The organism is Methanorbis furvi, assembly GCF_032714615.1.
Lineage (GTDB): Archaea > Halobacteriota > Methanomicrobia > Methanomicrobiales > Methanocorpusculaceae > Methanocorpusculum > Methanocorpusculum furvi.
Genome location: NZ_JAWDKA010000003.1, coordinates 161,631 through 185,760, shown reverse-complemented (window position 1 = coordinate 185,760; position 24,130 = coordinate 161,631). Strand labels below are relative to the sequence as shown.

The window sequence follows — 24,130 nt, the reverse complement described above, 5'->3', positions numbered from 1 at the left end:
GACTGATAAGTATGGTGAAGGGATACGGTGCAGATATCACTCAAACTTGAACTGAGCGACAAGCCGGGACAGCTTCTTGCTGCAATTAAACCGGTTTCCGACAGTGGCGCAAATATTATCTCAATTATGCATCAGCGCGATGCCGCTGCAGGCGATGGAACACTGATTGTGGATATTGTAGTCACGCTTCCACAGAACCGCCTCGGTCAGCTGGAGAGCGCGCTGCGATCAAACGGCATTGAGATCATCCGCATCGGAACTGATCATCTGACCTGTACCAAGACATTTATTTTAATCGGCCACATTCTGCACACCGATTTAACGGATACCATCAATAGAATCGATAAAGCAAATGTTGCCGAGGTAACCGAGCTTCACATGGTAATGCCTGGAATCACACAGCCGTCCACCGCAAAACTGACCATTAAGGCCGCAGGTTCTGCCGAGATGGATCAGGCATGCGAAATTCTTGTGAAGATTGCTGAAGAAAAGCATCTCTTGATCATTGATGAAGAGGGAGGCCTTGCATGAAACCGATGCGGATTGCTCTTCTTGGTCTCGGCTCGGTCGGACGCGGTGTGGCAAAAGTTCTTGCAAATCCTGAGTACGGGTTTGTGATAACCGCTGCTGCTGACTCAAAGAGCGGTGCGGTTGCTCCTCTTGGTGCCACTCTTGACATGTGCGAGGTTTTTGCCCGCAAGAATGCAACCGGCAAATGCGGAGACTCTGCATGGTCTGCTGAGAGAATTGTCCGCGAGGCTGAGTACGATATTTTGGTTGAGGTGTCGCCGACGAATGCCCAGACCGGCGAGCCTGCTCTCTCCAACATCCGCGCTGCCCTGATGCGCGGCAAACATGTGGTGACCTCCAACAAAGGGCCGATCTCAATCGCGTACCCTGAACTCTCCGCAGTTGCAAAGGAGCATAACGCAGGACTGATGTTTGAGGGAACGGTTGCTGGAGCGGTGCCGATCATGAACGGTCTTCGTCACGGTCTTGCAGGCAACCGCGTGAACGCACTGTTTGGTGTATTGAATGGAACCTGCAACTACATTCTTACAAGAATGGAGGAGGAGGGTCTGACCTATCAGCAGGCTCTTCTGGAAGCAAGCGACTTAGGATACGCGGAGGCTGACCCGAGTGCGGACGTGAACGGAACCGATGCGGCGATCAAGCTCGTGATTCTTGCAAATACGATGCTCGGCATGAATGTGACGCTGGACGAAGTTGTTCGCGTCGGTATTGACGGCATGACCGCCGATGCTCTGATGATGGCTGGAAAGACCGGTCATACGATCCGGCTTATAGCATCCATTCATCCTGACAAGCGGCAGCTGGAGGTGTCGCCGCGTCTGATTCATAAAGAACATCCGCTGGTGGTTGACGGAACACTCAATGCGGTGACGGTGGATACCGAACTTGCGGGTCCTGTCACGTTCATCGGCAGAGGGGCCGGTTCGGTTGAGACGGCAAGCGCTGTTCTTGCGGATCTGATTGCATTAAAGGAACGATATGGCGACAAGTGAGAAAAATCCCGGAGGAGTTTTAGGCAGGCGCGGCCAGTTTCTCCAGGCCGTGCGCCAGATGACTTTTGAGTCCGGTCACTTTACTACTGCCGAACTTGCGGATGCTACGGCTGTTCCAAGATCCACCGCTCAGGACTGGATCAACCGTCTGCTTCGCGAAGGCTGCATTTTTACGAAGGAGGAGAAGCACGGCAGACATCCTGCACGGTATGCTTCGCGGAGTGCGATGCCGTCAACGACCTGCAACCGCATTTTTACAACTGCTGACGGCGACATGGTCGAGATTTTTCATGAGTGTCTGAGCAGCGGGTGTGCAGGGTTCTGCGAGTTTCATCACCGGCGTGCCGGCGGTGCTGCGCTCTCGGTAAGCCGTGACGGAATGCTGTTTCGCGAGCTTGCGAAGGTGGGGCCTGCTGCTGAGCCTGACTTAAGCTGTGCAGCTGTTGGTCTTGCCGGTGTCCGCCGCGAGGGGGATACCGTTGTGCAGACGATTCGGTCGGTCTACGGCGGGCCTGCATACTCGTTGTCCTCGATGATGGGGCAGGCGAAGGGAGTGTGCGGCGTGTCGATTTCTTCAGCGGACGGGGTTATGAGCGGTGAGGTGAAGACAAAAGCGCTGGTATCGGTGACGGTTGGTATTGATGATACGGACCGGAAAGGATGCGGGGGTGCGACGTTTGCGCTGTCGCAGGCGTTGATGAAGTATCTCTCGGACGGTAATGAGGTGATCGGTATCCGGCATCAGGTGGCGGTGCTCTGTCAGGATATTGCGGAGAAAACCGCCGGGAACTCATGCAGTTTCCTCGAACTTGCCGTACTTCCTGAGGCGGTCGCAGGACTTTCAGCAAAGGTGTGCCGGTTTGTTGAGGAGGAGAGTGTTTCAGCAAACTGGGGAGTCGCAGTTGCCACAGGTATTGGTGTTCCCAAAGCATTGCTGTCTCTTGGGGCGCGTATCAGATCTGAGCGCGTAACACTTGATGAGGTTCTCGCAACTGCGAAGGAGTACAATGTCTGGACATTTGGCGGCAGCGGAGTTATTGGCGCGGTTGCGGCTGTTTCGCTTCGAACGCAGGCACAGGATGTGCTGCTGGATGTTGCAAATCCTGTCTGCATTAACTAAATCTATTTATCGAACCGAGTGTAAAATATATTTTACATGAATCAGAAAATAGTTGGTATTCTGTTCGCAGCTGTCGCCCTGTGTCTGGTGATTTTTTCTGCCGGATGCATTGGCACGGTCGATCAGACGGCAAAGGTCAATGATACGGTGAATGTTTTTTACACCCTGACGCTTGAGGATGGGACTGTGTATCAGACAAATGTGAACGGTACTCCGCTGAGTTTTGTTCTCGGCACCGGTCAGGTTGTCAAAGGCTTTGATGATGCGGTTCTTGGAATGAAGCCAGGAGAGACGAAGACGGTTACGCTGACGCCTGATCTGGCATATGGTCAGTACAGCTACAATACGTATGCTGATGTTCCAATTTCCCTGGCAGAGGGTTACAATCAAGGGCCTATTGATATTGGATCCACGTTCCTGATGTACGATTACTCAACCGGTGCAATTCAGGTGGTACTGGGAGAGGTCGTGATCATTGACAATGAAAGCAACATGACCCGCGTCGTCATAAATCCTCCTCTTGCAGGAAAAACGCTGACCTTTGAGATAACTCTCGACTCGATCGGCACACAAACCACATAATCTTTTTTTCTCTCTTCCGAAATTACTTAAACCCGCGCGACCCACAAAACCGGTATGTCTGTACAATGCGGCGACACGATCCGTGTCCACTATACCGGAAAACTCACTGACGGCACCCAGTTCGACTCCTCCGAGGGCCGCGACCCGCTCGAGTTCCATGTCGGCAGCGGCATGGTAATCCCCGGCTTTGACAACGGCGTAATCGGCATGGCGATCGGCGAGACCCGTGTTCTTGAGATTCCGGCAAAGGATGCCTACGGCGAAAAGTCTGATGATATGATGGTGGCAATTCCCCGCAAAGAGTTTGGGCCGGACTTCACGGCAAACGTCGGTGAACAGCTGTTGATCCAGCTTGGCGACGGCAACCAGATTCCGGTTACCATCACTCAGATCGACGAAGAGACCGTGACCCTTGATGCCAACCATCACCTCTCAGGAAAAGATCTGATCTTTACCGTAACGCTTGTTGAAATCGTCGTCGAATAATTTTCTTCTCTCTTTTTTTCCTTTCTTGTCCACAAGGAAAAGATGTTATACTGTTGATCAAAGACATCTCTTCACAGGAACTGTCATGAAAAATATGTTTGCAAAAAAACTCGGCTTCGGCTTAATGCGCCTGCCGCTCAACAACCCTGACGACATGGCAGACATCGACACCAAAACTTTACAGAGTATGGTTGACGTCTTCATGAAGCAGGGATTCTCCTACTTCGACACCGCATATGTCTACACCGGAAGCGAAGAGGCAATTTGTGAGACGCTCACGAAGCGCTACCCAAGGGACAGCTTCACCCTCACAAGTAAACTGCCGATCTTTGCCGTCTCTGCTGAAAGTGATCAGGAAAAAATTTTCCATGAGCAGCTTGAACGTGCCGGAGTTGACTACTTTGATATCTATCTCCTGCACAACGTCAACGTCGAAAACTATCAGACCGCACAGAAGTTTCACAGCTTCGAGTTTATGAAACAGCTGAAGGCAGAAGGAAAGATCAAAACGCTCGGCATCTCGTACCATGACAACGCCGAGCTGCTGGACGAAGTCCTCACCGCTCATCCGGAGATTGAGATCATTCTTCTGCAGATCAACTATCTGGACTGGGACAATGATGGCATTCAGTCAGGGAAATGTTACGATGTTGCGCGTAAACACCAGCTTCCGATCATCGTCATGGAGCCACTCAAAGGCGGAACTCTTGCCAATGTTCCCAAAGATGCCGAAAAACTGTTCAGAGAATACAACCCTGTCGCCTCCCCAGCTTCATGGGCAGTCCGGTATGCGGCAGGACTTGACGGCGTGGTCATGGTCCTTTCCGGCATGTCGACGATGAATCAGATGCTTGACAACATCTCATACATGCAGAACTTTGTTCCCCTCAATGAAGACGAGAAAAAAATTGTCGCGACTGCGGCGGAAATAATTGCAGCCAACATCACTGTTCCCTGCACTGCCTGCATGTACTGCGTGGGAACCTGTCCGGAGGATATCCCCATTCCCCAGTACTTTGATCTCTATAATAACAGAATGCAGCAGACCATCGACCTGCCGTACTATCCCCAGCAGCAGTACTATGAAAACTACACCAAGACCCGCGGTAAAGCATCCGACTGTGTGGAGTGCGGCGCATGCGAGGAGCACTGTCCCCAGCATCTGAAGATCATTGATCTTTTGAAGGATGTCGCAAAAAAGTTTGAAGTCGCTTTGCCGAATGAGTAATCCATTAATTTGGCATCCGTATTTTTACTCCGCCCACGGAAAAGCGGAGTACACGGAAATTTTACGGAAAAAAACATCACGGAGCAGACGTGAACAGCACGGAATTCTAAATCAATATATTTCCGTGGTGTTCACGTCTACTCCGTGATGTTTTTTCTGTGAAGTTCAGTGTGTTCCGCTTTTCCGTGGGCGACAGGACTTAATGAATAAAGCCCAAAAAAATTATTTTTTCAGTTCCTTCCCAACCGAAAATGCCTTCCCGAGGACCGGCCCCTGCCCCAGATACAAAAACTTCGCATGATCATACGAGATCGGCCGCATTGCAATCACATCGATGTTGTCCTTCTCATCAAGAATATTTTCATCAGCATGCACCGCAAGAATTTCTGCGATGAAGATCGAGTGCGTGCCAATCTCCTGCTGTGACACCACCCGGCATTCGAGGGACAGCGGGAACTCAGCGATTGTTGGCGCATGCACATGCTTTGCCGGCACCGGCGTGAGACCTAAGTCTGCGAACTTATCTGTTTTTCTGCCGCTCGTGATCCCGAAGTAATCTGCTTCACGCATCTGACTCTCTGACGGGATGTTCATCGTAAACTCCTTTCGTTCGCACAGCGCTGCATGACTGTAACGCCCCGGACGAACCGCTATCATCACATGCGGCGGGTCAGACACCGCAATGCCGGTCCACGAAACCGCGAGACCGTTCGGCTTGTCCAAGGAATCGTACGTGCAGACCACCGTCACCGGACAAGGCGGCAGAACCGCATAGGGAGCGAGCTCACGCTTCATGTAAGTATATTTTTGTGGAAAGGTAATATGTTAGTATGGAAAAACACCTCTACCGCTCTGCATCCAACCGCTGGATTGCAGGTGTCTGCGGAGGCATCGCAGAGTTTACCGGAGTGCCGGCACTGCTCATCCGGCTGCTGTGGATCGGACTGAGCGTTATCGCACTTCCGGTCTCTCTACTGATTGGTATTCTGCTCTATATCGCAGCAATATTTCTTCTTCCAAGCAGCCCGGTCCGGGCTGTTCAGGATCCAAACGTGATTGACGCAGAGTTTGAGATAAAGGAGTGAGAGTTTGACGCATCCCCCAAAGGACCAGAATGATCTGACCGAGCCGCCGTTTTATCTGCCCCAGTTTGAAGCAGCATACCGCTACATCATCGACGAGTATGTGATTGCACCCCGCGATATGGCGATCTTTATTCCCTGCGCTGTTAGAAAACCCTACAGCACAAGCCCAAGCCACAAACTGTTTCACAAAATGTTTCGCGAAGTATTTTCTGATCCTGCAAAGTATCATGTGGTGATATTTGGCACCTGCGGAACCGTTCCCTCAGAGCTTGAGCTGATGTACCCGTTTGCCCACTATCACTACATGCTTGGCAATGTAAAGGATCAGCGCATCAAAGATGATTTTCTGCGCATCGAGACACGGCGTATTGTCGGGTATCTGGAAAAAACGCGGGGCACCTACACCAAACGCATTGCCTACTGTATTGGAATATTTCGCGCTGCAATGGAGGCAGCGGTTGCCGAGACCGGAATTGCTGTTGAGATTTATCCGACGCGTCCGGTGATTGACAAGCTCTATGATGCTGACTGTCCGTTCCCTGAGGGAAGTCTGTCGATGCAGGAGTATCTTGATGAGTTTTCCTCCGCGCTTGCGGCGATGAGGGATGCGTGAAGATGGCGGTCCGTGAGGTTGCTGTTGTCAGGCTCGATGAGAAGAAGTCGAAATTTTATGCGCATCTGTATGAGATAGACTCGGTTGAGGATGTTGCCGAAATCCGCGAGGTGCATGACCGGCTCTACAAGAAGGCTGCTCACCACTGTTATGCAATGGTCTGCGGGAGTGCGAGCGACAGCCGTGCGGACGGGGAGGTTGGGTCTCCGGGCCGGGCGCTTGCCGAGGTGATGGAGCGCAATAATCTTGGTTCGCATGTTTTAATGGTATCAAGGATGTTTGGCGGAATCAAGCTTGGTCCTGCGGGTGTTGCAAGAGCGTTTCGCGAGGCGGGCGCGGGCGCAGTTGCTGAGTACATGAAGACACGAAAGCAGTTATAGCTCACAAGAGGATACTATAGTAGTATGGATACGTTACGCGGCTGCCCGATGCAGAATGGAAAACAGTGTTCGGCGGGAGACTGCCAGTGGTGGAATGAGGAGTGGAAGGACTGCACGATGAATGTGGTGGTCCGCTATCTCCGTGCGCAGGATGTTCGTGCGACGTTTAATCATCCGGTTCCTGCTGAGTTTCTGGAAGGCAGCCGGAAGTAGTGATGCGGCCGAAGATTCTTCTCACGAATGACGATGGCGTGAACTCGGGCGGCCTCTGGGCTGCGTATGAGGCGATGGTTTCGTTTGCGGAGGTGACGGTGGTTGCTCCTGCGGTTCAGCAGAGTGCTGTCGGGAGATCTATTTCGATTTTTGAGCCACTGCGGATGAATGAGATGATGATTAACGGCAGGCATGCGTACTCGGTTGAGGGAAGGCCGACGGATGCTCTGCTGCTTGGTCTGTATGGTCTTGATCTGAAGCCTGATTTGGTGGTGAGCGGTGTGAATTTAGGGGAGAATGTTTCGTATGAGTCGATTACGACGTCGGGGACAGTTGGTGCTGCGATGGAGGCGGCTAATCAGGGGGTTCCTTCGATTGCGTTTTCTCTGCAGATGAGTGATCAGGGAAATAAGTTCACGGATCCAAGGTGTCATGAGACGGATTTTTCGCAGGCAAAAGAGGTTGTGGAAAAAATTGTGCGAATGTTTCTTTCGACCGGTCTGCCGAAAGGCTGTCATCTGGTAAATGTGAATATTCCGTCGTGTGCTGTTGAGGGGTATGAGGTGACGACGCTTGGGACACGACTGTTTGATACGTATGTGGAAAAACGGATTGATCCGCGCGGCAAGCCGTATTACTGGATCAACGGGGATGTTGTGTATATGCCTGAGCCGCATTCGGATGTAACGGCTCTGCGAAACAATCGCGTTTCAATTACGCCGCTGACTTTAGATAACACGGCGTTCTCTGCATGCAGTGAGCTGCGTGAGATGCTTTCTGAGCAGAATTTTTAATTTTTTTTGCTCCGCCCACGGAAAAACGGAACGCACAGAAATATTCACGAAAAAAAAACATCACGGAGCAGACGTGAACATCACGGAAATGAATTGTTTTCGAATTCTGTGGTGTTCACGTTTGGTCCGTGATGTTTTTCTGTGGAGTTCGGTGTGTTCCGCTCTTCCGTGGGAGGCAGGACTTAATAGACAACACCACTTTTTGATCGAAACTGTTTCCGCAAATGATACCTTTTGCCCTCATCCGCACTTTAATACCATGTCATGAAGTATATTCTACTATCCAAAAACCGGAATTTTTTATTCCGGCAGGAGTTATGAAACACTATGGCAGTAAAAAAATCCGGTGTATACGATGCAATTCTCAAGCAGATCAATGCAGAGATGTACTCTGCATACCTGTACCTGCAGTTTTCCGCTGACGCGAATGCAATGAAGTGGAATGGTGCGGCAGCCTGGCTCCGTACCCATGCCAGCGAAGAGATGATGCATGCAGCAAAGTTCTATGACTACCTGATTCGCAAAGGTGTTGACGTCAAGTTTGATGCAATCGAAAAACCTGTAACAAACGCAAAAGATCTGTATGAGATCTTCAAAGCAGTCTATGGTCATGAGATCAAAGTCACTGCCATGATCAACAAAATTATGGAGACCGCAATTGCCGAAAAGGATTATGCTGCAGCTGCAGAACTCCAGTGGTTCGTGACCGAACAGGTGGAAGAGGAGGAAACCGTAAGAGATATTGTTGATATGCTTGAAAAAGCAGGCAAATCTCCTGAAGCACTGATCTTCATTGACCACCAGCTCGGATCCAAGAAAGAATAAATCCTCTTTCCTCTCTTTTTTCAGACATGTTCCGATATATTTCCGCCATCTGTATCCCAAATCCAAAATCTTTATAGGCCAAACTCTTAATATAGCAAAATAATTCATTTTTTGAAAAATACTATTTTATACTTAAACATCAGATGATTGAGAAGTGATTAAAAAGTGAAGAGAAATATCAGCGTCAAGCATCTCTCGCAGACCCCTATTGAAAAACAGAAAGTCGAACTTGTTGAACGCAAATGCATCGGCCACCCGGACAGCCTTGCTGACGGTGTTGCAGAAGCTGTTTCCCGCGCACTCTGCAAGGAGTACATGGCTGAATGTGACGGCGGCGTACTGCACCACAACACTGATCAGGGCGAAGTTGTCGCAGGCGAGTCTGCCCCTGCCTTCGGCGGCGGAAAAATTGTAAAACCGATCTATTTCCTCCTCACCGGAAGAGCAACCCGCAACTTCGGCAACCATGTTTTCGCAACCGATGCAATTGCCGTTGAGGCAGCGCGCGACTATCTCAGCACCACGATTCCGACCTTTGACATGAACCGTGATGTCATCGTCGACTGTCGTATGGGATCCGGTTCAACCGATCTCTGTGATGTGTTCAACACAAAGAAAGGTCACACCGCTGTTCCGCGTGCAAACGACACCTCCTTTGGTGTGGGTCACGCACCGTTCTCTCAGGTTGAGCAGATCATTCTCGGCCTTGACGAGTACATTGCAAACGAGTTCCGCCCCAAGAATCCGATGCTCGGTTATGATATCAAACTGATGGGTCTTCGTGAGATCAACACGATCACCATCACCGTTGCAGCAGCAATGGTCGACCGTTACTGCTCTGACATCACCGACTATGTTGAGATGAAGGCAAAGATGGAAGAGTCCTTCACTCAGGTTGCAAGAAAGTACACCGACCGGAAAGTAAAGATCGAGATCAACACCGCAGACATCATTAGAAAGAAGAGCACGTCTGTGTTCCTGACCGTCAACGGTACTTCTGCCGAGATGGGCGACGACGGATCTGTCGGACGCGGCAACCGCTGCAACGGTCTGATCACACCGAACAGACCGATGTCGATGGAGGCAACGTCTGGAAAGAACCCGATCAACCACATCGGTAAGATCTACAACCTGCTCTCCACCGAAATTGCCCGCGAGGCATGTCAGAAGGTTGATGGCATCGAGGAGATGTACGTCCGCCTGCTTTCCCAGATCGGTCACCCGATCGACTACCCGCTTGTTGCAAGCGTGCAGTGCATCACAAAACGCGGATACGACTTCAAGGAGTATCAGACCGAGGTTGAGGAGATCGTAAACCACCGCCTCGAAAACATCTCTGATATCACCCGCCTGGTAATCGACGGCAAGTTAAAGACCTTCTAATGATGTCAACGTCATCCAAAATCCGGCTTGCCATCCCGAACAAGGGACGGATCGCCGAGCCGATCAATGATCTGATGAACAGGTCCGGCATTCACATCCAGATGAGTGCGTCCCGGCAGCTGATCGCAAAGACGGTTGATCCGCAGATTGAGGTGCTGTTCGTCAGACCGATCGATATCCCTGAGTATGTGGCAAAAGGTGTTGCCGATATCGGCATCACCGGCATTGACATGGTCGCAGAACGCGGGTCTGATGTTTCGATCATGCTGGATCTGAAGTTCGGATCCGCACGGCTGGTGCTTGCAGTTCCAGAAAAGTCTCCGGTACAGTCGGTCAAGGACCTTTCAGGTCTGCGGATTGCAACCGAGTTCCCCGGTATCTGCCGGAGATACTTTGCGGACGCGGGCGTTGATGTGACGCTGATTGAAGTCAGCGGCGCATGCGAGGCTGCTCCGCAGCTTGGTGTTGCGGACGCGATTGTGGATCTGACCTCGTCAGGAACAACTCTTGAGATCAACAAGCTTCGGATTGTTGATGAGATCATCAGCAGTACGACGAATGTTATTGCAAATCATGAATCTCTCAAAGAGAAGCATGAAAAGATTGAGGAGATTCTCCTTGCGTTTGAGAGCGTGATTGCGGCAAAGGGTCAGTGTTATCTGATGCTGAATGTGGACAAGTCCAAGCTTGATGATGTGCGGCGTTTGATCCCCGGTCTTGGCGGTCCGACGATTATGGATATTGCAGGTTCCGGCGCGGTTGCGGTGCATGCGGTGGTTCCGCATGTGCGTGTGTATCAGCTGATCAATCAGCTGAAACGTGCAGGCGCCCGCGATGTTCTGGTTCTTGATATTACGAGGATGGTGCGGTAGATGGAAATTTTCCCTGCAGTTGATGTTCTGCGCGGTATGTGCGTTCAGTTGGTGCAGGGTGAGCGGTCTACGGCGACAGTATACGGAACTCCTCTTGAGAACGCAAAAAAATGGATCAGTCTTGGAGCAAAAAATCTCCATGTGGTGAATCTTGATGGTGCGTTCTCGGCGTCTTCAGAAAATGCCCGGGTTATCCGTGAGGTTGTTTCTGAGACTGATGTGTTTGTGCAGGTCGGCGGCGGCATCCGTAGTATTGCGGATGCCCGCGGCTGGCTGGATGCAGGTGTTGACCGGATTATTGTGAGCACGTTTGCCACCAAAGAGCCGCAGTCGATCTCGGCTCTTGCAAAGGAGTTCGGCTCTGACCGGATTATGGCAGGCGTTGATGCACGTGCCGGTGAGATTGCGGTTTCCGGCTGGCAGGAGACGGCTGGCGACTATATCGAGTGGGCACAGCTGTTTGAGCAGCTTGGTGCAGGCTCTCTTTTGTACACGAATGTGGATGTGGAGGGTCTGCAGGCAGGTATTGCGGCAGAGCCGGTGAAGGCTCTGATTGATGCGGTGTCTGTTCCGGTGGTTGTTGCCGGCGGTGTGAGTTCGACTGCTGATGTTTTGGCGCTGAAAAGTTTCGGCGCTTTTGGCTGCGTGCTCGGGTCGTCGCTTTACAGCGGCAAAATCAGTCTGCAGGACGCGCTGAAGGAGGCAGAGGTATGACAAGAAGAGCTGAGTTTTCCCGTGTTACAAAAGAGACCGCAATTGATCTGATGTTTGATCCTGATGTTTCAGGTGAGATTACGATTGATACCGGTCTTGCATTTTTGGATCATATGCTGAATGCGTTCGCCCGCCACGGCGGTTTTTCCCTGAAGGTTTCGGCGAAAGGCGATCTAGATGTGGACTGCCATCACACGATTGAGGATATCGGCATTGTCCTTGGAAAGGCAGTTTGTCAGTCGGTCGGCGAGGGGCGCGGTATCAAGCGGTTTTCGCATGCGATTATTCCAATGGATGAGTCGCGGGCGACTGTGGCGATTGATGTTTCCGGACGCGGGTATCTGGTGATGGATGGTGCATTCACAGGAATTGTTACGGGCGGTATCCAGAATGATCTGTTCGAGCATTTCTTCTACAGTCTCTGTGTGCATGCAGGCATTACTGCGCATGTGATCTTTTCCGGCGTGAATGATCACCACAAGTGCGAGGCGATCTTTAAGGCGTTCGGCGTTGCTTTGGGTGAGAGCCTTGCAATTGTTCCGGGCCGCGATGATGTCCCGAGTACGAAAGGGACACTCTGATCTTTTTTTGTGAATTTTTTCACACGACTCTCTTATCCAACGAAAATCTGCGTGAACATCCACGAAGAGTTCACAAAAAAAGTAGCTGGGAAAAATCCCTGCCGAAGGAGATCAGCTGTCGCCGTTTTCTTCCTCGAACCGCTTCATCTCCTGATTGCGCAGCTCCGCCCGCTTGATCTTACCGGAGATCGTCTTTGGAAGTTCAGGAACAAATTCGATCAGCCGCGGATATTTGTATGGTGCGGTTGTTCGTTTTACATACTCCTGAATATCCTTCACCAACTTCTCCGAAGGCTTGTATCCCTCGTGCAAAACGATGAACGCCTTAATCACCATACCGCGGATAGAGTCCGGGCTGCCGACCACAGCGCTCTCCTTCACCGACGGATGCTCAAGAAGCGTGGATTCAACCTCGAACGGACTGATGCGGTAGCCAGAGCTCTTGATCACATCATCATTCCTGCCGACAAACCAGAAGTAACCGTCATCATCAAGATATGCCTTGTCACCGGTATAATACCAGCCGTTCACAAACATCGCCGCATTCTCTTCAGGATTATCCACATACTCGCGGATAAGACCTGCCGGCCTTGGATTCAAAGAGATCGCAATCCTGCCGGTCTCTCCTTGCGGAACCTCCTTGCCCTCATCATCATGCAGCTGAACATGCCAGCCCGGAACCGGCTTGCCCATCGAACCCTGTTTCACTTCCATTCCGGGCAGCGTCGCAACACAGCAGCAGGTCTCGGTCTGACCATACCCCTCGCGGATAGTAAGACCGGTCCCCTCCTTCCAGATACGGATAACCTCAGGATTCAGCGGCTCGCCCGCACTCGTACAGGTCCGAAGCTCCTTGAACGAGAACTTCTTCAGATCCGCAATAATCAGCATCCGGTAAATCGTCGGCGGCGCACAAAACGACGTGATACCATACCGCTCAATAAGCGGCAGAAGCTCAGTTGCATGGAACTTCGCCCGGTAATCGTAGACAAAAATACAGGCACCGCAGATCCACTGGCCATAGATCTTACCCCAGCCGCACTTTGCCCATCCGGTGTCCGAGACCGTGAAGTGCACATCATACTCGGTTAAATCATGCCAGAACTTGGCAGTAACAGTCTGGCCGAGCGGGTGGCCGTAGTCATGCAGAACCATTTTCGGATCCTTTGTTGTACCGGAAGTGAAGTAGATCAGCATCGGGTCTGCTGCATGAATCCTGCGGCCTGCACTGCTGACAAGAGTCGTCGTCACCGGGGCAGGATAGAGCAGTTCATTCTGGTAACCGATCCACGGCGTCTGCAGACGCTCGCCCGGTTTATCATCCACAATCATGCGGAGCTGAAGATGCGGACAGTCTGCTGCAACCTCGTCGACCTTTGCCATATTCTCGCTGTCGGTGATAACCATCTTAAAGTTACCCACCCGAGTCCGGTACGCAATATCCTTCACCGTCAGCATGTGGGGAGACGGACAGAAAACCGCTCCGAGCTTCATAATGCCGAGGACCAAAAACCACCACTCAGGGACACGCGGCAGCATGAGAAGAACCCGGTCCCCTTTCTGGATACCGAACTTCATCAGTATATTTGCTGCTTCGTTTGAATGGATCATCATGTCCCAGAAGGTGAACTTTTTCTCCACCCCTGCCTGGTTCACCCAGATCATTGCCAAGTGGTTGCGATCCTTTTTTGCCCAGGCATCAACCACATCAAACGCGAAGTTATAGTGTTTTGGCACGTCAATCGAAAACGTTCGATACGTTTCGTCATAATCGCCAATATTTCCCCCAATCTTTGGGGTGTCCTGCGTTTCTGTCATGATTTATGTCCATAATTTATAGGGTGCACTGAGATATTAAACTCGTCCGCGAGGCGTTGTCCGCGGGTGATTGACGCGAAGTATTATGCTTGTATCTCTCGTAATAAATAAAGATGGATGGGAAAACATACGATTCGCTGAAGATCGAAAATATTGTTGCGTCCGGCGTAATCGCAGATGAGATTAACCTGGCAGATATTGCCGAGAAAATTGACGGGTGCGAACTCAATACGAAACGGTTCCCGGGCGCGGTGTACCGCATTGATGAGCCGAGAATGGCGTCGCTGATCTTCTCCTCAGGAAAAGTTGTGCTTACCGGTATCAGAAACGAGTCCGCGCTTCAGGATGGTCTTGAGATCATTCTGAAGTCTCTGAAAGAGGCAGGCGTGAAAACGCTTGATGTTCCAAAGGTTGCGGTGACGAACATTGTCTGTTCGTACGATATCGGGAAGTTTATCAATCTGAATCGCGTGGTTGCAACGCTGTCCCTTGAGGCTATCGAGTACGAGCCGGAACAGTTCCCGGGCCTTGTCTACCGGATTAAGGATCCGAAGATTGTTGCCCTCCTGTTCTCGTCAGGAAAGATCATTCTGACCGGCGGAAAAAATCTTGATGATGTCCGCCGCGGTCTTGATTTCCTCGAGGAACGTCTGGAAAATATCTTAAAAGAGCAAAAATAATCCGGGTCAGCCTCCCTGTGAGGCGGTCCGATTCCATCTGGTTTGTTTCATCACAAATCCCTAATCTTTTTTGTTCTGTCTATTATGTTCAGTTGCCCACGGAAAGGCGAAACATCACGGAAATATTTTTTGAATGTGGTCACTCTGCATCACTCCTATCGAATTTAAATTCCGTGTTGTTCACGTCTGCTCCGTGATCTTTTTTCGTCAATATTTCCGTGTACTCCGTGTTTTCCCACGAAGCGGTAAGCGGGCCGAAGGCATGCGTTCCGTGGGAGGCTCAGAAATTTATCCACAGGCAATTAAGGAATAAAAATACGACATCGCCTAATCCGAGAATTATTTATCCTTTCAACACGAGAGTAAAATAATTATGTTTTCCAAAATACTTGTGGCGCTGGACGGCTCGGAGATCAGCCGTCTGGCATTTACCCGGGCTATGGAGTTTGCAAAAGAGGACTCTGCAGAACTCCACGCGGTTGTGGTTGTAAACACCCCGCACCTATGGAAAGACGAAAGCCCTGCCAACCAGACAAAATCTGAGTCGGATGCAAAAACACTGTTGGACGAAATTGAGGTACTCGCCAAAGAAGCAGACCTGAAGTTCATACCGCATCTGGTATCCGGCCATCCGGGAGACCGCATCGTCACCATCGCCGACGAGATCGAGTCCGACCTGATCGTCATAGGATCACTCGGCAAATCCCATCTTGACCGCCTGCTGCTCGGCAGCGTCTCTTCATATGTGACGCAGTACAGCAAAAGAAACATCATCGTCATTCGCAACTGACAAAAAGCGTTCTGCCGGCTCCAAACTCTTTTTAAGTTTGAAGCTGATATGTAACATAACGACAAACAGGAGGAATTCAAGTCATGTTTTCAAAAATACTTGTAGCAATTGACGGATCTGACATCAGCCGCCGTGCATTTTCGCGGGGAATCGATATCGCAAAGCAGAATAAAGCAGAGCTTCACGTCATCTATGTAATTGAATCCGGAATTGTCAGCCCCGCCCCGGTTGACACCACATGGGAACTGATTTACGAGAGATTCGAAAAGGAAGGTCATGAAGTTATTGCCGAGCTGGTTGAGGACGCAAAGAAAAAGAGCATCACCGTCGAACCACATATTGAAGCTGGGCACGCGGGCGACACAATCCTTGACACAGCAGAAAAAATCGGTGCTGACTTAATCATCATCGGATCCCTTGGCAAATCCAAACTTGACCGCCTGCTGCTCGGCAGCGTCTCCACCTATGTGGTCAACTACGGCAAGACCAATGTCATGATCGTGCGGACCTGAATCTGCACATTATTTTTTTACCGAACCGATCACTTCATCTAAAATTTTCAGAGATAAGCAGAAGTTTTTCAGAGATTTTCTTCTGCGCGCAGCTGTTTTGCTCACCGTCCCAAAGATCCGGATACGGATAGCTGATAGGGCGTGTTTTTGTCAATGCTGACCTGAATAGGGAGAGCATACTCTTTTTTCGTACTGCTTCATTGGTTATGCCGGATAGAACGGTTTTTACATGAATAGCCCTAACGTAATTCTAACTTTTCCACCGGGGAAGTGTACTGCCAATAGCACAGATGAATATTTTCCTAAAAGACAGGGAGGTGTATGATGACAACTGAAGAAATGCTAGCGAAAGACTATATGACCAAGGACGTCGTGACAGTGGAGATTCCATCGAGCCGTGATGATGTTCTGCGCATTCTGAAACGTACCGGTATTTCCGGCGTGCCTGTTGTGAAAGGGGATCAGCTTCTTGGAATTGTTACCAGAAAGGATATTCTCCATAATGCGGAGGAGACCCAGGTGGCACTTCTGATGAGTTCACAGCCTCTGACCATCCGACCCGAAGCTACGCTTGCTGAGGCAGCCCAGATCATGACCGATTTAAATATCCGTCGTCTTCCGGTGGTTGACGGCAACCGCCTGGTCGGTCTGCTGAGCGTTTCTGACCTCGTGAGTGCAGTTGCAAAACTGAACGACAAGCGCGAAATTCGGGAGAATTTTGTCAGCAGTGAGACGTTTGCAATCTGGGAAGAGACCCCGCTGCCGGTTGTTGGAAGAATCATGGAGCTTGCAAAAGTTGATGCAATGCCGATTCTGAACTCTGAGAACAAGCTGACCGGTATCATCTCAGAGCGCGATCTTATCCGCTGTTCCAGAATTGAGGATGATGTGCAGACGAGCGACTTCTCCACAGGAACTGATGATGATGAGTGGACCTGGGAGAGTATCCGCGACAATCATACGATTTCGTACGGTGTTTCCAAAGTGGAGCTCCCCAACCGTCCGGTAAAGGACGTGATGGTGACGAAGGTCATCTCTGTTCCAAATAATGCGGAGATCAGCGACTGTGCACTGAAGATGAAACGCGGCCGCGTGGATCAGATGCCTATCATTGATAATGATATGCGGCTTTCAGGCATGTTGTTTGACCGTGATGTGATTAGGGCATTATACAAATCCGAATAATTTTTTTCTATACAAAAATCCGCTAACTTTTTTTTCTTTGGTTTTTTGATGAGGAGCTGCTCATGCTTCCCCAAAGAGAAATTATATTAAGATGCTTGTCCTACGAAGTAGTATGACAAAACCTGTATTATACGACTTTTTTGCAACCTGGTGCGGTCCCTGCAGAATTCAGGGTCCTATCATTGAGGATATTGCAGCAAAGATGGGCGACAAGGTTGATGTGAAAAAGGTGGATGTGGATCAGTATCCGGATCTCGCAAACAAATACCAGATCAGTGTTGTTCCGACCCTTGTCATCGAAAAGGACGGCAAGATGGTTCACCGTCTTGAGGGCGTCACTGATGCTGCCCGCCTTGAGTCGCTGTTAAAGCCGCTGCTCTGATATATTTTCCTATATTTTTTTGAAACATTTCAGGAAACCATTTTTTCAAGAAACACTAATATGTTCTCATGACTTTGATTACCGTTGAGGTTGTCGGATACACCTATCGCCCCTGCGGTCCGTTTCCCTGCGATACGGAGCGCTCCTGCGGTCTTGAGACATGCTTTCAGAAGGAGAAGCTGTCGTATGCATTCCCTGCCCTTGCTGATGCACTGAAGGAGAAGTACGGTGACACGGTGTCGGTTGAGCTTGTTGCGCTTGACAAGGAAATCCCGAACCGCATCAAAGAGCTGGTCCGCGTTGAGCACCCTCCGCTGCCGATCATTCTGGTGAATGGAAAACTTGTTCCGGTTGGTGCTGTATCAGTTCCGCGAATCAGTGAGTGCATCGATTCACTTCTGTAAAAAATATTTTTTTTGTTTTATTGGTGTTGCCCATTAACTCCTGCCTCCCACGGGACGCATGCCTGCGGCCTGCTTATCGCTACGCGGGAAAAACGGAAAACACAGAAATAAAAACATCACGGAGCAGACGTGAACATCACTGAATCCGAAAAAAATTCATTTCCGTGATGTTCTCGTCTGCTCCGTGATGTTTTTCTGTGAGATTTCCGTGTGTTCCGTTTTTCCGTGGGCGGAGTTAATCAATTCCAAACAGTGTTTACCGATAAATGAATTTATGGGCAAAACCTGTTTTATTTTTGGTAGAGTTTGGTGTAATGCAAAATTTTGCAGCAGTGCTCAGCGAGTGAGGTGAAAAGATATGCCTGATCAAGATCTTTTCCTGCAGCAAAAGTTCCGTGTCCCCGTGCGATGACAATGTTGGAACTTTTCAGAGCGCCTGCGATCGCATCGGCAAGCTCCTGAGTACCAGGAGCCCCGTCAACCACGGCGATTGTGGGGGCAAGCATTTTTCCTTCGCTGTCGATAGTGAAAATCTCATCCTCGACGAGAAGTGACAAGGCAACCGCGTGGGCAGGATGAGCGTGAACGATTGCCGCATGGGTGCCTGCTGCATTGTAGATTGCGGTGTGCACCCGCCACTCGCTGGAAGCCCCGGGCGTCACTCTGCCGTTGAGCGGCATGAGAACAATCTGGGCAGGGTCTGCATCAAGGTATGAGCCGGTGCGGGTGATGAAGTAGCCGTCATCCGTTCTGGCACTCATGTTTCCGAAGTTGCCGCCTACGAGATGTTCGGTGAAGAGACGTTTTCCTATTCTGGTGAAGTCGGCAAAGACTGCCTGGTCATTCATATGCGTATATGTTTGCTGTGCTGCCGTAAAGATACTGGCTAAGGTATTGCTCTAAAAATTTGTAGTGGAATTTCATTGTTATGAGTTTTTGTATGTGGTTTTACTTGGTATGGGACTTACGAGGTGACGAGCACCATTATTTGGAATTTATTTGTTCTTGACCTCGTTTGGAGCAACCACAATTCCCAGGTCGAAGGCATGCGATACGTGTTTACTCCAAACGAGGCCAAGAAAAAAAAGCGCTCCTACAGTAAATCACAAACAGTACAAAACTCAAAACAAAAAGAAGTGCATCGACCGGGACTCGAACCCGAGTTTAGGCGTTGGCAACGCCTAGTGATAACCACTACACTATCGATGCGTGTGTGCCTAATAAGATTAGCAGAATTTGCATATATACATTGTTATTTGGATGATGATGAATCCTGAATCGTTCGCGAGCGAACACCGTTTCATCGTGCTCACCACCTTGCAGAAAAAAAACATCACAGACACAAAATTATTTTTGGATTCCGTGATGTTCACGTCTGATCCGTGATCTTTATCCGTGAAATTTCCGTGTACTCCGATTTTCCGTGGGCGACACAAAAAAACTCAGAACCCTATCCATGCCCAGGAACCCGCAATCGCACAACAGATCAAAAACCCAACGATTGCACCTGCATTGATATAGGGGAGACCGGGCTGCGGTTTTCCGGTATTGACCGGAATCAGAAGGAAACACAGACCAAGAACTCCGCCGATAAGAGCACCAAGCGCCGGAAGGGCAATACCTGCAAAGGAAAGGACACCTGCGCCGCCTGCATACACCTGTGCAGAAACAACAAGAATCGACGGCATGATCATATCCCCCATACCGATCATATAAGCGCCGCGATCCTCCTTCTTATCATGAATCGAAAATCCCGAACTGCGGTACGAGTAACTGCGTGACTTGGGAACAATAAACATAATCGGCATCTTTTGACGAAGCACACCATCCGCGAGCGTGAGCATATGCTTTGTCCGGTGCACCGAGATCGCATCATACACCAGCAGAAGAATCAGCAGAATAATCACCGGAATGATAGAAAGCGAGATACCAAAAATCGCAGCACACCCTGCTGAGATCAAAATCCCTGCAATATTAATCACATACCACTCAGGCCGGTACCACAAAAGAAGGATCACCACAATCGCAGCAACTGCTGCAATCGGCAGCGCCGGAAGGGTTGGGGCATAGCTGAACAGCAGAGAAGAGACGACATAATATATAACAAGGGCTAAACAGATGCCGATAATTGCACTGATGATGCTCTGCGCTTTCCATTTGATCAACAAAAGCAGGAGCGCAGTGAACACGAGCATGATAAACAGGAACACAAACGGATTTGCAATTGAGTTGGGATCCTCGAATGCTCCAAGACCTGCCTCGGTAACAGGGCTTATCAGCAGGAGCGACAGCAGGCCGGTGAGGATCATCAGAAGGATCATACCAGCATACGGCACCAGGGCAGAGGGGGAAAGTTTGCTCATGTATAGGTAACTTAATATTTTAGCGGTCTCCTTAGTTAAATTATGAATGTTCGTCGTGAGTGTTTGCCGGAGATCCTACTGGTAATAGTGATGGCAGTTTCCGGCCTTGCCGCGCTCATCAGACTCTGGCAGGACGCTATTGTAGCGATTGGGATTGAACTCTTAATCATATGCGTTGGTATACTGCTTCTTCAGATTCTTGCACGCCTCCGCCGTCTTGAGGAGGAGAGCGCGGCTCGCGAGCGGATCATGCGTGGCAATCTTGAGGATCTTGGAAGACAGCTGATTCAGAAACAGGATGCAACGTCGCAGAAGGTTGTCGAGGCGGTCGAGAGTATTAAGAGCAGAATGTACCGGTAAACCATGGGTGTTGCGCTGCGCCCGCTGATTGCGGATTATAAGGAGGTACTCCCATGGGACCGGCTGGGCGGTATTGCGGCGATTGATGCATATAATGCGCTGTATCAGTTTTTGAGCGGAATCCGCCAGCCGGACGGGACGCCGCTGATGGATGAGGAGGGACGGATTACGTCTCACTTGAGCGGTCTTTTGTTTCGGACGGCAAATCTGGTGGAGAAGAATATTACGCCGGTGTATGTTTTTGATGGGAAACCGCCGAAGTTTAAGGAGGCGACGCTTGCGGAGCGGCGGGTTATTCGGGAGAATGCGAAGGAGTCATGGGAGCGCGCGGTAAAAGAGGGGGACGAGGAGTCGGCACGCAAGTATGCGATGGCGTCGTCGAAGGTTGATGCGTTTATTCTTGAGTCGTCAAAGGAGCTTTTGACGGCTCTCGGGATTCCTTGGGTGCAGGCGCCGGAGGAGGGGGAGGCGCAGTCTGCGTATATGGCGGCTGCGGGGGATGTGACGTATGCGGTGTCGCAGGATTATGATTCACTGCTGTTTGGAGCGCCGAAGCTTTTGCGCAATCTGACGGTGTCAGGTAAGCGCCGCGTGAATGGAAAAATGGTGGCGGTGTATCCTGAGCAGCTGCTGTTGGATCAGGTTTTAGGCGGTCTTGAGATGACGCAGGTGGATTTGATCGCAGCCGCTCTTTTGATCGGCACTGATTATAATAGTGGGGTGAAGGGTGTTGGTCCGAAGACTGCGGTGAAGCTGGTGAAGGAAGGGAAGTTTGCGGAACGGATTTTGGAATCAGAGAATGCTGCTGAGCCGGAGGAGTTGATTCGGTACTTTCTTGAGCCGCCGGTTGAGAAGCAGTATACGATTGCAAAGAAGGCGCCGGTGCGGGAGAGGGTTGTGGAGATTCTCTGTGAACAGCACGGATTTTCTGAGGAGCGGGTGGCGGCAGGACTTGAGCGGCTCGGGTCGACGAAGGGACAGGCGACACTGGACTCATGGTTTTCCTGATTGTGGGGCAAGATAGACATCGAAAACGCGAATCGCATGCTCTCGACCAAACGCGAATAGCACGAATCGCATGCCTGCGGCATGCCGCGAATAAAAAATCGCCAATGGCGATTTTTAAAATTTCGTAAATATTATTTATTTTAGGCAGACCATTCACGATTTTGTTTGAAACACGAATAACTCCTATTTTAAAAATCGCCATTGGCGATTTTTTTATTCGCGGCATGCCGCAGGCATGCGATTCGTGCTATTCGCGTTTGGTCAAGAGCATGCGATTCGCGTTTGGTCAAGAGCATGCGATTCGCGTTTTAAAATTGCATCCCACACCCCAAAAAAAGTAACATCGTGAACCCGAATTTCCCTGAATGCACTTTTCTAAACACTAATAACACCTCAGAGCACATACAATTATCATCATAGAGGATGTTTGAATGACGAAACCATTTATCACCATAAAGGACCTCTGCATGGATTTTCCTGCAAATCCTGCCGATCCTTCCGATAATGCCCCGGCCTGCAATACGTCGGAGATGGTACGTGTTCTGGACCACATCAACCTCGAGATCGCCGAAGGAGAAATTGTTGGAGTCATCGGACGATCAGGATGCGGAAAAACCGTACTCATCCACCTCGTTCGCGGCATCGACCACCCCCCGACCTCAGGCTCAATCATCTATCATGTTGCAGTCTGTCAAAAATGCGGCAAAATAGAACTGCCGAGTGCCGCAGGCACCGCCTGCGACTGCGGCGGCCGCTTCAAAGAAAAAGACATCGACTTTTGGGCACCGGAAAACGAAGGAATCAAAACGCAGATCATGGCAAAAACCGCCATCATGTTCCAGCGCACCTTTGGTCTCTACGGCAACGACCGTGTCATCGAAAACGTCCTTCGGGCTCTCGACGACATCAACTATCCGGCAGAAAAATCCATCGGCAGAGCAGCCGACCTCCTCGAAGAAGTCAGACTCAGCCACAGAATGATGCACATCGCCCGCGACCTCTCCGGCGGAGAAAAACAGCGTGTCGTCCTCGCACGCCAGCTCGCCCGCGAACCAATATTTCTCTTCGCCGACGAACCCACCGGAACCCTTGACCCGAAAACCGCCAAAATCGTACACGACCTCTTAAAAGAAGTCGCCAAAGAAAAGAACATGGGAATGCTCATCACCTCCCACTTCTCCCAGGTCTTAGAAGACGTCGCCGACCGTGCCGTCCTTCTTGACGACGGCAAAATCGTCAAAGTCGGATCAGCTGACGAAATCATCGAAGCCTTCATGGCAGGATACAAAGACGACCTCCAGTACATCGATCAGGAGATCGGAAACCCGATCGTTCGTGCCGACCATCTCGCAAAAAGATTCATCGCCGTTGACCGAGGCGTCATCCGAGCAGTTGACAACATCTCCTTTGAAATAAACGAACGCGAAATATTCGGCATCATCGGTGTCTCCGGCGGAGGAAAAACCACCCTCTCCAAAATGATCGCAGGATTGTATGAGCCGACCGACGGAAAACTTGAGATCAGAATCGGTGATGAATGGATCGACATGACCAAACCCGGCTACCTCTACCGCGGCCGGGCAAAACAGTACGTCGGACTCCTGCATCAGGAGTATGACCTCTATCCCCACCGAACCATCATCGATAATTTAACCGATGCAATCGGTCTTGAGTTTCCTAAAGAGCTTGCCACCCGCAAAGCAATGATCACTCTTCAGATGGCAGGGTTCACCGAAAAGAAAGCAAAAGACGTGCTTGGCCGCTACCCCTCAAGCCTCTCTGAAGGAGAAAAACACCGTGTAGCCCTTGCTCAGGTCCTCATCCGCGAACCAAGAATCATCCTCCTTGACGAACCCACCGGAACCATGGACCCGATCACCAAAGTCGACGTCAAACACTCCATCATCCATGCACGCGAAGAGATGGACGAAACATTCGTCATCGTCTCGCACGACATGGAGTTCGTCCGTGACGTCTGCGACCGGTGTATGTTCATGCGCGGCGGAAAAATCATCGGCATCGGTCCGACCCATGAAATTCTTGCAACCCTCACCGACGCAGAAAAAGACATCATGGCACGTGCAGTTGCAAACGAACGCGATCGGGTTGCCGCCAATGCACCAAAATCCGTTCCGACTCAGGCCGATCCCAAAGGAGACGAAGTGCCTGAACAGGACGCAGGAGTACTGCACGGTAGCACGGATGAGATGTTTGAGATGTGAACGA

29 protein-coding genes and 1 tRNA gene are annotated in these 24,130 nt (G+C 50.4%); 25 read left to right on the top strand and 5 right to left on the bottom strand.

The features are described 5' to 3' along the window. Positions 1 to 27 precede the first annotated feature (27 nt). The 6 genes from McpAg1_RS03715 to McpAg1_RS03690 all read left to right on the top strand — a co-directional run bounded on the left by McpAg1_RS03715 (position 28) and on the right by McpAg1_RS03690 (position 4,942). The gene (locus McpAg1_RS03715; RefSeq protein WP_338093950.1) at positions 28 to 531 is read left to right on the top strand and encodes an amino acid-binding protein; all 504 of its coding nucleotides are present in this window, start codon (positions 28 to 30) and stop codon (positions 529 to 531) included. Then, positions 528 to 1,526 (top strand): homoserine dehydrogenase, encoded by a 999-nt coding sequence (locus tag McpAg1_RS03710; protein WP_338093949.1) that lies wholly within the window; start codon positions 528 to 530, stop codon positions 1,524 to 1,526. The genes McpAg1_RS03715 and McpAg1_RS03710 overlap by 4 nt, the downstream gene beginning before the upstream one ends. Continuing rightward, complete coding sequence (locus tag McpAg1_RS03705; protein WP_338093948.1) at positions 1,513 to 2,646, top strand: sugar-specific transcriptional regulator TrmB; 1,134 nt, start codon at positions 1,513 to 1,515, stop codon at positions 2,644 to 2,646. The genes McpAg1_RS03710 and McpAg1_RS03705 overlap by 14 nt, the downstream gene beginning before the upstream one ends. 36 nt (positions 2,647 to 2,682) lie before the next feature. After that, entirely contained in the window at positions 2,683 to 3,228 is a 546-nt protein-coding gene (locus tag McpAg1_RS03700) for an FKBP-type peptidyl-prolyl cis-trans isomerase (protein ID WP_338093947.1), read from the top strand. A gap of 54 nt (positions 3,229 to 3,282) precedes the next feature. Further along, entirely contained in the window at positions 3,283 to 3,714 is a 432-nt protein-coding gene (locus tag McpAg1_RS03695) for an FKBP-type peptidyl-prolyl cis-trans isomerase (RefSeq protein ID WP_338093946.1), read from the top strand. An 85-nt stretch (positions 3,715 to 3,799) separates the two neighbouring features. Then, a complete protein-coding gene (locus McpAg1_RS03690; protein ID WP_338093945.1) occupies positions 3,800 to 4,942 on the top strand; it encodes an aldo/keto reductase in 1,143 nt (380 codons plus the stop codon). Between the two features lie 222 nt (positions 4,943 to 5,164). Here McpAg1_RS03690 and McpAg1_RS03685 read toward each other — a convergent pair whose 3' ends face one another. Beyond that, positions 5,165 to 5,737: a flavin reductase family protein gene (locus McpAg1_RS03685; RefSeq protein ID WP_338093944.1), complete on the bottom strand. Its 573-nt coding sequence runs from the start codon at positions 5,735 to 5,737 to the stop codon at positions 5,165 to 5,167. Positions 5,738 to 5,772: 35 nt separating this feature from the next. On the opposite strand from McpAg1_RS03685, the gene McpAg1_RS03680 reads away from it, so the two are divergent. The 10 genes from McpAg1_RS03680 (at position 5,773) to hisB (ending at position 12,402) form a co-directional block, all read left to right on the top strand. Next, complete coding sequence (locus McpAg1_RS03680; protein WP_338093943.1) at positions 5,773 to 6,027, top strand: PspC domain-containing protein; 255 nt, start codon at positions 5,773 to 5,775, stop codon at positions 6,025 to 6,027. A 4-nt stretch (positions 6,028 to 6,031) separates the two neighbouring features. Continuing rightward, entirely contained in the window at positions 6,032 to 6,640 is a 609-nt protein-coding gene (locus tag McpAg1_RS03675) for a DUF5591 domain-containing protein (protein ID WP_338093942.1), read from the top strand. Between the two features lie 2 nt (positions 6,641 to 6,642). Continuing rightward, positions 6,643 to 7,020 carry a YigZ family protein gene (locus McpAg1_RS03670; protein ID WP_338093941.1) on the top strand — a complete coding sequence of 126 codons (378 nt, stop codon included), beginning with the start codon at positions 6,643 to 6,645 and terminating at the stop codon, positions 7,018 to 7,020. A 24-nt stretch (positions 7,021 to 7,044) separates the two neighbouring features. Further along, entirely contained in the window at positions 7,045 to 7,233 is a 189-nt protein-coding gene (locus tag McpAg1_RS03665) for a hypothetical protein (protein WP_338093940.1), read from the top strand. 2 nt (positions 7,234 to 7,235) lie between these two features. Then, a complete protein-coding gene (surE, locus tag McpAg1_RS03660; protein ID WP_338093939.1) occupies positions 7,236 to 8,027 on the top strand; it encodes a 5'/3'-nucleotidase SurE in 792 nt (263 codons plus the stop codon). 327 nt (positions 8,028 to 8,354) lie between these two features. Continuing rightward, complete coding sequence (locus McpAg1_RS03655; protein WP_338093938.1) at positions 8,355 to 8,852, top strand: ferritin; 498 nt, start codon at positions 8,355 to 8,357, stop codon at positions 8,850 to 8,852. A 165-nt stretch (positions 8,853 to 9,017) separates the two neighbouring features. Then, entirely contained in the window at positions 9,018 to 10,235 is a 1,218-nt protein-coding gene (locus McpAg1_RS03650; protein WP_338093937.1) for a methionine adenosyltransferase, read from the top strand. A 2-nt stretch (positions 10,236 to 10,237) separates the two neighbouring features. Continuing rightward, a complete protein-coding gene (gene hisG / locus McpAg1_RS03645; protein ID WP_338093994.1) occupies positions 10,238 to 11,107 on the top strand; it encodes an ATP phosphoribosyltransferase in 870 nt (289 codons plus the stop codon). After that, positions 11,108 to 11,821: a 1-(5-phosphoribosyl)-5-[(5-phosphoribosylamino)methylideneamino]imidazole-4-carboxamide isomerase gene (gene hisA / locus McpAg1_RS03640; protein ID WP_338093936.1), complete on the top strand. Its 714-nt coding sequence runs from the start codon at positions 11,108 to 11,110 to the stop codon at positions 11,819 to 11,821. It begins immediately after the preceding gene. Next, a complete protein-coding gene (hisB, locus tag McpAg1_RS03635) occupies positions 11,818 to 12,402 on the top strand; it encodes an imidazoleglycerol-phosphate dehydratase HisB (protein ID WP_338093935.1) in 585 nt (194 codons plus the stop codon). The genes hisA and hisB overlap by 4 nt, the downstream gene beginning before the upstream one ends. 111 nt (positions 12,403 to 12,513) lie before the next feature. Here hisB and McpAg1_RS03630 read toward each other — a convergent pair whose 3' ends face one another. Next, positions 12,514 to 14,220, bottom strand: coding sequence for an AMP-binding protein (locus McpAg1_RS03630; protein ID WP_338093934.1), 1,707 nt, complete (start codon positions 14,218 to 14,220; stop codon positions 12,514 to 12,516). A gap of 113 nt (positions 14,221 to 14,333) precedes the next feature. Between McpAg1_RS03630 and McpAg1_RS03625 the strand changes: the two genes are divergently transcribed. The 6 genes from McpAg1_RS03625 to McpAg1_RS03600 all read left to right on the top strand — a co-directional run bounded on the left by McpAg1_RS03625 (position 14,334) and on the right by McpAg1_RS03600 (position 18,173). Continuing rightward, on the top strand, positions 14,334 to 14,900 hold the full coding sequence (locus tag McpAg1_RS03625) for a TATA-box-binding protein (RefSeq protein WP_338093933.1): 567 nt from the start codon (positions 14,334 to 14,336) through the stop codon (positions 14,898 to 14,900). A 373-nt stretch (positions 14,901 to 15,273) separates the two neighbouring features. Continuing rightward, a complete protein-coding gene (locus McpAg1_RS03620) occupies positions 15,274 to 15,690 on the top strand; it encodes a universal stress protein (protein WP_338093932.1) in 417 nt (138 codons plus the stop codon). 83 nt (positions 15,691 to 15,773) lie between these two features. Continuing rightward, complete coding sequence (locus tag McpAg1_RS03615; RefSeq protein WP_338093931.1) at positions 15,774 to 16,202, top strand: universal stress protein; 429 nt, start codon at positions 15,774 to 15,776, stop codon at positions 16,200 to 16,202. Between the two features lie 339 nt (positions 16,203 to 16,541). Further along, a complete protein-coding gene (locus McpAg1_RS03610) occupies positions 16,542 to 17,387 on the top strand; it encodes a CBS domain-containing protein (RefSeq protein WP_338093993.1) in 846 nt (281 codons plus the stop codon). Between the two features lie 112 nt (positions 17,388 to 17,499). Continuing rightward, a complete protein-coding gene (gene trxA, locus McpAg1_RS03605) occupies positions 17,500 to 17,769 on the top strand; it encodes a thioredoxin (protein WP_338093930.1) in 270 nt (89 codons plus the stop codon). A 68-nt stretch (positions 17,770 to 17,837) separates the two neighbouring features. Then, positions 17,838 to 18,173: a hypothetical protein gene (locus McpAg1_RS03600; protein WP_338093929.1), complete on the top strand. Its 336-nt coding sequence runs from the start codon at positions 17,838 to 17,840 to the stop codon at positions 18,171 to 18,173. 290 nt (positions 18,174 to 18,463) lie between these two features. Here McpAg1_RS03600 and McpAg1_RS03595 read toward each other — a convergent pair whose 3' ends face one another. From McpAg1_RS03595 to McpAg1_RS03585, 3 genes are all read right to left on the bottom strand, one after another. Continuing rightward, entirely contained in the window at positions 18,464 to 19,021 is a 558-nt protein-coding gene (locus McpAg1_RS03595) for an aldolase (RefSeq protein WP_338093928.1), read from the bottom strand. A 289-nt stretch (positions 19,022 to 19,310) separates the two neighbouring features. Next, positions 19,311 to 19,382, bottom strand: a tRNA-Gly gene (locus tag McpAg1_RS03590). Between the two features lie 233 nt (positions 19,383 to 19,615). Further along, positions 19,616 to 20,536 (bottom strand): presenilin family intramembrane aspartyl protease PSH, encoded by a 921-nt coding sequence (locus McpAg1_RS03585; protein ID WP_338093927.1) that lies wholly within the window; start codon positions 20,534 to 20,536, stop codon positions 19,616 to 19,618. A 42-nt stretch (positions 20,537 to 20,578) separates the two neighbouring features. On the opposite strand from McpAg1_RS03585, the gene McpAg1_RS03580 reads away from it, so the two are divergent. From McpAg1_RS03580 to atwA, 3 genes are all read left to right on the top strand, one after another. Continuing rightward, complete coding sequence (locus tag McpAg1_RS03580; protein ID WP_338093926.1) at positions 20,579 to 20,896, top strand: hypothetical protein; 318 nt, start codon at positions 20,579 to 20,581, stop codon at positions 20,894 to 20,896. Positions 20,897 to 20,899: 3 nt separating this feature from the next. Further along, positions 20,900 to 21,904: a flap endonuclease-1 gene (fen, locus tag McpAg1_RS03575; RefSeq protein ID WP_338093925.1), complete on the top strand. Its 1,005-nt coding sequence runs from the start codon at positions 20,900 to 20,902 to the stop codon at positions 21,902 to 21,904. Between the two features lie 431 nt (positions 21,905 to 22,335). After that, positions 22,336 to 24,126 carry a methyl coenzyme M reductase system, component A2 gene (gene atwA / locus McpAg1_RS03570; RefSeq protein WP_338093924.1) on the top strand — a complete coding sequence of 597 codons (1,791 nt, stop codon included), beginning with the start codon at positions 22,336 to 22,338 and terminating at the stop codon, positions 24,124 to 24,126. The last annotated feature ends 4 nt before the right edge of the window (positions 24,127 to 24,130 follow it).

Excerpts from the sequence above, each read along its gene's own strand:
- McpAg1_RS03610 (WP_338093993.1), top strand. The coding sequence starts at position 16,542 with ATGCTAGCGAAAGACTATATGACCAAGGACGTCGTGACAGTGGAGATT.
- McpAg1_RS03600 (WP_338093929.1), top strand. The coding sequence starts at position 17,838 with ATGACTTTGATTACCGTTGAGGTTGTCGGATACACCTATCGCCCCTGC.
- surE (WP_338093939.1), top strand. The coding sequence starts at position 7,236 with ATGCGGCCGAAGATTCTTCTCACGAATGACGATGGCGTGAACTCGGGC.
- McpAg1_RS03625 (WP_338093933.1), top strand. The coding sequence starts at position 14,334 with ATGGATGGGAAAACATACGATTCGCTGAAGATCGAAAATATTGTTGCG.
- fen (WP_338093925.1), top strand. The coding sequence starts at position 20,900 with ATGGGTGTTGCGCTGCGCCCGCTGATTGCGGATTATAAGGAGGTACTC.
- McpAg1_RS03615 (WP_338093931.1), top strand. The coding sequence starts at position 15,774 with ATGTTTTCAAAAATACTTGTAGCAATTGACGGATCTGACATCAGCCGC.
- McpAg1_RS03580 (WP_338093926.1), top strand. The coding sequence starts at position 20,579 with ATGAATGTTCGTCGTGAGTGTTTGCCGGAGATCCTACTGGTAATAGTG.
- hisG (WP_338093994.1), top strand. The coding sequence starts at position 10,238 with ATGTCAACGTCATCCAAAATCCGGCTTGCCATCCCGAACAAGGGACGG.
- hisB (WP_338093935.1), top strand. The coding sequence starts at position 11,818 with ATGACAAGAAGAGCTGAGTTTTCCCGTGTTACAAAAGAGACCGCAATT.
- McpAg1_RS03655 (WP_338093938.1), top strand. The coding sequence starts at position 8,355 with ATGGCAGTAAAAAAATCCGGTGTATACGATGCAATTCTCAAGCAGATC.
- McpAg1_RS03665 (WP_338093940.1), top strand. The coding sequence starts at position 7,045 with ATGGATACGTTACGCGGCTGCCCGATGCAGAATGGAAAACAGTGTTCG.
- McpAg1_RS03630 (WP_338093934.1), bottom strand. The coding sequence starts at position 14,220 with ATGACAGAAACGCAGGACACCCCAAAGATTGGGGGAAATATTGGCGAT.
- McpAg1_RS03680 (WP_338093943.1), top strand. The coding sequence starts at position 5,773 with ATGGAAAAACACCTCTACCGCTCTGCATCCAACCGCTGGATTGCAGGT.
- atwA (WP_338093924.1), top strand. The coding sequence starts at position 22,336 with ATGACGAAACCATTTATCACCATAAAGGACCTCTGCATGGATTTTCCT.
- McpAg1_RS03710 (WP_338093949.1), top strand. The coding sequence starts at position 528 with ATGAAACCGATGCGGATTGCTCTTCTTGGTCTCGGCTCGGTCGGACGC.
- trxA (WP_338093930.1), top strand. The coding sequence starts at position 17,500 with ATGACAAAACCTGTATTATACGACTTTTTTGCAACCTGGTGCGGTCCC.
- McpAg1_RS03690 (WP_338093945.1), top strand. The coding sequence starts at position 3,800 with ATGAAAAATATGTTTGCAAAAAAACTCGGCTTCGGCTTAATGCGCCTG.
- McpAg1_RS03620 (WP_338093932.1), top strand. The coding sequence starts at position 15,274 with ATGTTTTCCAAAATACTTGTGGCGCTGGACGGCTCGGAGATCAGCCGT.
- McpAg1_RS03705 (WP_338093948.1), top strand. The coding sequence starts at position 1,513 with ATGGCGACAAGTGAGAAAAATCCCGGAGGAGTTTTAGGCAGGCGCGGC.
- McpAg1_RS03595 (WP_338093928.1), bottom strand. The coding sequence starts at position 19,021 with ATGAATGACCAGGCAGTCTTTGCCGACTTCACCAGAATAGGAAAACGT.
- McpAg1_RS03670 (WP_338093941.1), top strand. The coding sequence starts at position 6,643 with ATGGCGGTCCGTGAGGTTGCTGTTGTCAGGCTCGATGAGAAGAAGTCG.
- McpAg1_RS03685 (WP_338093944.1), bottom strand. The coding sequence starts at position 5,737 with ATGAAGCGTGAGCTCGCTCCCTATGCGGTTCTGCCGCCTTGTCCGGTG.
- McpAg1_RS03695 (WP_338093946.1), top strand. The coding sequence starts at position 3,283 with ATGTCTGTACAATGCGGCGACACGATCCGTGTCCACTATACCGGAAAA.
- McpAg1_RS03585 (WP_338093927.1), bottom strand. The coding sequence starts at position 20,536 with ATGAGCAAACTTTCCCCCTCTGCCCTGGTGCCGTATGCTGGTATGATC.
- hisA (WP_338093936.1), top strand. The coding sequence starts at position 11,108 with ATGGAAATTTTCCCTGCAGTTGATGTTCTGCGCGGTATGTGCGTTCAG.
- McpAg1_RS03700 (WP_338093947.1), top strand. The coding sequence starts at position 2,683 with ATGAATCAGAAAATAGTTGGTATTCTGTTCGCAGCTGTCGCCCTGTGT.